This is a genomic window from Microbacterium sp. SCN 71-21, from assembly GCF_001725695.1.
In the GTDB taxonomy this organism is placed as follows: Bacteria; Actinomycetota; Actinomycetes; order Actinomycetales; family Microbacteriaceae; genus Microbacterium; species Microbacterium ginsengisoli.
The window spans coordinates 1-4,968 of the sequence record NZ_MEGA01000127.1 but is presented as its reverse complement, the minus strand read 5'-3'; the positions used below and the strand labels follow the sequence as shown (position 1 = coordinate 4,968).

The following is a 4,968-nucleotide window of genomic DNA, read 5'->3' as shown; positions in this document are numbered from 1 at the left end:
AACGCACTGCCATTGAGCTGCGCATCCGGATCATCCACTCCACGGTGGGCCGGCCCCAAGGCCGCGGCAAGATCGAACGCTTCTTCCGCACCATCAACACCGAGCTCCTCCCTACTCTCCCCGGACACCTAGGGCGTGTTGCCAAACCCCGGAATTGATCCGGTGGAATCGGTGGCGAAGTAGGGGTCGTCGCAGGAAATCCCCTCGGAGGCCGTGTTGGAGATGATTGAAGCCGGGTCACCGTGTGGTGCGGTGCCCCGGCTTCAATCCTTATGTGCACGTCATCCGTAGTTGCGGCTGCCGACCGCGCCGTTGGGTGCGATCGCGTCGATGCGCGCGAGGTCGGTGGTGCTGAGGTGCAGGTCCGAGGCAGCGATGTTGTCCGCGACGCGGGCCGGGTTGCGGGAGCCGGGGATGGGCACGATGTAGTCGCGCTTGGCGAGCAGCCACGCCAGCGCCAGTTTGGAGAGCGTTGTGCCCTTTTCGGCGGCGAACGCGCGAAGTTCGTTGGACAGCGCGGCGTTCGCGTCGAAGTTGGCGGGCGCCCACCAGCCGAGATACTGGCGGAAGTCGTCGGCGGCGTACTCGGTGCGCGGCTTCGGGGGTGCGGCAAGGAACCCGCGCGCGAGCGGCGAGTATGCGACGAGGCCGATGCCGAGTTCCTCGATCACGGGCAGTACCGGCTCGGCGTCGTGGGCGAAGATGGAGTACTCGGACTGCAGTACGGAGATGGGGTGCACTGCGTGCGCGCGACGGATAGTTTCGCCGTCGGCTTCGGACAGGCCGAGGTACTTGACCTTGCCGGCCTGGACGAACCCCTGCATGACGCCGACGACATCCTCGATCGGCACGTCGGGGTCGGAGCGGTGCTGGTAGAGGACGTCGATCGTGTCAACGTTCAGGTTGCGGAGGCTGTTCTCGACGACCTCACGGATGTGGTCGGGGCGCGAGTTCATGCCTCCCTCCGGGGTCAGGCCGAACTTCGTGGCGATGACCACGTCATCACGGATCGGCGCGAGCGCCGTCCCGAGCAGCTGCTCGCCGGTGCCCCAGCCATACATCTCTGCGGTGTCGAAGAGCGTGACTCCCAGCTCGTGCGCGGTGCGGATCGCGGCGATCGACTCCGTGTCGTCGGAGGGTCCGTAGCCCGCGGCCGTTCCCATCGCGCCGTAGCCGATGGCCGAGACCTCGAGGCCTTGCCGGCCGAGTTTGCGTGATTCCATGGTTGATCCCTTCACGAAGCGACAGTCTACGCCATAACTGTCTGACTCAGACAAGTATGCGCGGTATGCTGACTGCATGATGAGTGCCGCACCCCCGCCGTCCCTGCGCGAGAAGACGCGCGCAGCTGTGCGCGCGCAGATCGCCGAGGCGGCCCTCGATCTTTTCGCTGAGCACGGCTTCGACGAGGTGACCGTCGAGCAGATCGCGGCGGCCGCCGGGATCTCAACACGCAGCTTCAACCGCTACTTTCCGGCCAAGGAAGACGCGATCCTCGGCGACACCGAACCGTGGGGCGTCCTCGTCCGCGACACCCTCGAGAACCGGCCGGTCAACGAGCCTGTCTGGGAGTCTCTGCGGCACGCGTTCAGCGCGCTCCTGGCCATGTCCGACATGAGCGGGGAGCGGCAGAAGCGTGGGATGCGCGTTCTCAACAGCGCCCCCTCGCTTCGTGCACGCAACCTCGAGAAGCACCTCGGCTGGGCGAGCACGCTCACGCCGATCGTGGCGCGTCGCATTGGTGGCGCGGATGCCGACCTGCGCGCATACGCTGTCGTGCAGTGCGCAATCGCTTGCTTCGAGGCAGCCCTTAACGCCTGGGCGATAGCCGGAGAGACTCGGTCGCCAGACGAACTCCTTGCCCTCTCGTTCGGTGCGCTCTCCGGCACCTAAGGAGCGTTGTGCGCGCTGCTGGTGACCCAATGGAGTGTCGCGGCGAGGCAGAGGCCAGCGTGGTAGTTGCGGGCGGTCTTGTCTGAGCGCATCGCGATCCCGCGCCACTGCTTGAGCTTGTTGAAGCACCGCTCGACGACGTTGCGGCCGCGGTAGCGCACGCGTTGCTCGTCGCCGAAGTCGATCGGCCGGCCCCGCTTCCTGCGGCGGTGCGCGATCTGGTCGTCGCGTTCCGGGATGGTCGCTGCGATCCCTCGTTCGCGTAGCCAGGCCCGGTTCGCTTTGGACGGGTAGCCCTTGTCCGCCAGGACCCGGTCCGGCCGGGATCGTGGCCTGCCCCTCGCGCCCGGAACGTGGATCTCGTCGAGCGTCGTGGCCAGCATGCTGGTGTCCGCGGTCTGTCCCGGCGTGAGGATGAACGCGAGAGCTCTGCCCTGCCCGTCGCACACCAGGTGATTCTTCGTCGTCAACCCGCCACGGGAACGCCCGATCGCATGACCGAGCGGTTCGTCACCGAACTTCTTGTAGTTCGACAGTGCCCCCTGTGGCGCGAGGAAGGGTCGCGCCATGCTGGTGCACTCGCACGATCGTGGAGTCGATCGACGCTACCCAGTCCAGATCCCCGGACTGCTGCGCGAGAGACTGCGTCTTCTCTAGAACCCGCGCCCACACACCCTGTTCGGACCACCGGTTGAAGTTCTTGTAGATCGTGTTCCAGTTACCGAACCGCTCGGGCACGTCGCGCCACGGCGCGCCGGTCCGGAACCGCCACGCCGTCGCCTCGACTACTGTTCGCCGATCCACCGGAGGCCGCCCCGTCGACTTCGCAGTCGGGAACAGCGGCCCGATCACAGCCCACGCGTCATCAGAGATCACATCACGCGACACACCCTCAAGACTCACCCACGCAGCACTCAAGGGTTTAGCAACACGCCCTAGTCGAGCAGGGCCGCGAGCACGTCGGCATCCACTTCTCCCCAAGGGATGCCGGGCGCGGACGCCGGGCGCGGACGCCGGGATCTCCCCGGCGTCCGCGCCGAGGCGTTCGTCGACCCAGCGCCGGAAGGGGTCGCGTTCGTCGGCGGCGCCGCGGACGGCTTCGGCCCGGGCCAGCGCTTCCCGCGCGACATCGGGGCGGCCCGCGGCGGCGTTCCACCCGGCGACACCGATGAGCACCGATGCGACGACGGGGTGATCGCGTGATCGCACGGCGAGCGGCAGAGCCTCGCGCAGCGCCGCTCGCGCCTCGTCGTGACGTTCGAGCAGGAGCAGCGCCTCGGCTCGCAGTGTGCTCGCCCACGCCAGGATCTGCTCCGGGAAGCCGGGTTCGAGGGAGATCCGTTCCGCGCTCCGCAACGCGGCCGCACCGTCTCCGACCGCGAGGTCCACCTGCGCCGCGGCCATGCGGGCCTGGGTGAGGGCGCGCACCGACCCGTCCGCGGTGGCGATCTCCTGCATCTCCGCCGAGCGGGCGCGCGCCTCGGGGATGCGGTCGAGGCGGAGCAGGATGCCGACGGCCTGCGCCCTCTGCTGCAGCAGATCGGAGATGGAGGTCAGACCGAGCACGACCTCGAGGGCGCGGTCGGTGACCTCCAGAGCCTCTTCCAGTCGCCCCACGAGCATGAGCCACTCGGCCCACAGCTGGCTCGCGATGCCGGTGCCCCACGGATCGCCGACCTCGGTGAACACCCGCAGCGCGCGTTCGCTCTCGACCCCGAGCACGGCCGTGTCGCCGGCGTTGACCGCGGCACCGGCGCGCAGCATGTGCATCGTCGCCCGCGACCACGGCGGCGCGGCGGCGATCTCGGCGTCGGTGAGATCGACGTGCCACGCGCGCTCGAACCCTCCCTCGGCGGACTCGAGCACCACCTGCGCCAGGCGCAGGAGCGGGCCGACGAGGGCCGAGATCTCGGACGGATGCCGCTGCGCCGCCTCCTGCAGCGTCGCCCGCCGCTCGGCGAACACGGCGGGATCGTAGGTCGGTGTCCCTCCGGGTTCGGGGAACGCGTCCGAGAACAGCGCCATCGACTCGATGACGACGCTCGGCTCGTCGTCGACCGGAGCGTCCGGATCGGCGAAGGCCGCGAGGGCGGGCCGCAGCTCCTCGACGCGTTCGCGCACCGCCCACGCCCAGAGCAGGGCCCGCAGCAGACGCCGGCCGGGCCGCCGGTCCGCGCCGGTCGTGCGCGTACGCAGCGCGGACGACAGGTTCTCCTCGTTGGCGTCGAACCAGGCGAGCCCGGCCCGCAGGCCCGGCCCGCGCATGGTGCCCTCGCGCTCGGTGGCGAGGGCGGTGAGAACGTCGGCCGCTCTCTCACGGAACTCGGCCTCGGCTCCTTCGGCGCGCAGCCGGTCGAGCCCGTACTCGCGGACCGTCTCGAGCAGCCGGAACCGCCCATCGCGTCGCACGAGCAGTGAGCGGTCGACGAGGGCGTCGAACACCGTGGCATCCACCCCGAAAGTCTCGGCGATCGCGTCGGAGTCGCCGCTGCCGATCCCGTCGGGGAACACCGACGAGGCGCGCAGCGCCACCCGCTCGTCGTCGGTGAGGGTGTCCCAGCTCCAATCGATGAGGGCGCGGAGGGTCCGGTGGCGTCCGGGGCTGAGCCGCGGACCGTGGGCGAGCAGCGCGAAGCGATCGCTCAGACCTGCGTCGATCTCGGCGAGCGTGAGGGTGCGCGCCCGGGCGGCGGCGAGCTCGATCGCGAGGGGGAGGCCGTCGAGCCGCTGCACGATCCGTTCGGCGGTCGCGTGCTCCTCGGGCGACGGCGGGGTGCCGCGCGCCGATCGCACGCGCCGGGCGAACAGCTCGTCGGCGTCGAGGGCGGGCAGAGGGCCGAGGTCGACGAACGCCTCGCCGACGACGCCCAGCGGCTCGCGGCTGGTCGCGAGGATCCGCAGGCCGGGCGTCCCGAGCAGCAGTGCCTGCGCGACCTCGGCGGCCTCGCGGATCACGTGTTCGCAGTTGTCGAGCAGCACGACCACGTCGCGGCCGGCGACGGCGTCGAGGACGCGTTCTCGCGGGGTCAGGGGGACGGTGGCGGCGGTCTCGTTCAGGCGGATGCCGTGACCGAC

General features: G+C 69.9%; 2 protein-coding genes and 2 pseudogenes. 1 reads left to right on the top strand and 3 read right to left on the bottom strand.

From position 1 onward, the window contains the following. Positions 1–281 precede the first annotated feature (281 nt). Entirely contained in the window at positions 282–1,223 is a 942-nt protein-coding gene (locus ABT08_RS13140; RefSeq protein WP_236967689.1) for an aldo/keto reductase, read from the bottom strand. A gap of 127 nt (positions 1,224–1,350) precedes the next feature. On the opposite strand from ABT08_RS13140, the gene ABT08_RS13135 reads away from it, so the two are divergent. Further along, on the top strand, positions 1,351–1,893 hold the full coding sequence (locus ABT08_RS13135) for a TetR family transcriptional regulator (RefSeq protein WP_236967690.1): 543 nt from the start codon (positions 1,351–1,353) through the stop codon (positions 1,891–1,893). Here ABT08_RS13135 and ABT08_RS13130 read toward each other — a convergent pair. Further along, a pseudogene (locus ABT08_RS13130) lies at positions 1,890–2,796 on the bottom strand (IS5 family transposase). The gene ABT08_RS13135 and the pseudogene ABT08_RS13130 sit on opposite strands and share 4 nt — an antisense overlap. A 246-nt stretch (positions 2,797–3,042) precedes the next feature. Next, positions 3,043–3,297, bottom strand: a pseudogene (locus ABT08_RS13125) (hypothetical protein); the annotation flags it as partial. Positions 3,298–4,968: the final 1,671 nt, after the last annotated feature.

What these genes read in the sequence shown, in the direction of transcription:
- ABT08_RS13140 (WP_236967689.1), bottom strand. Translation starts at nt 1,223, where the DNA reads ATGGAATCACGCAAACTCGGCCGGCAAGGCCTCGAGGTCTCGGCCATC.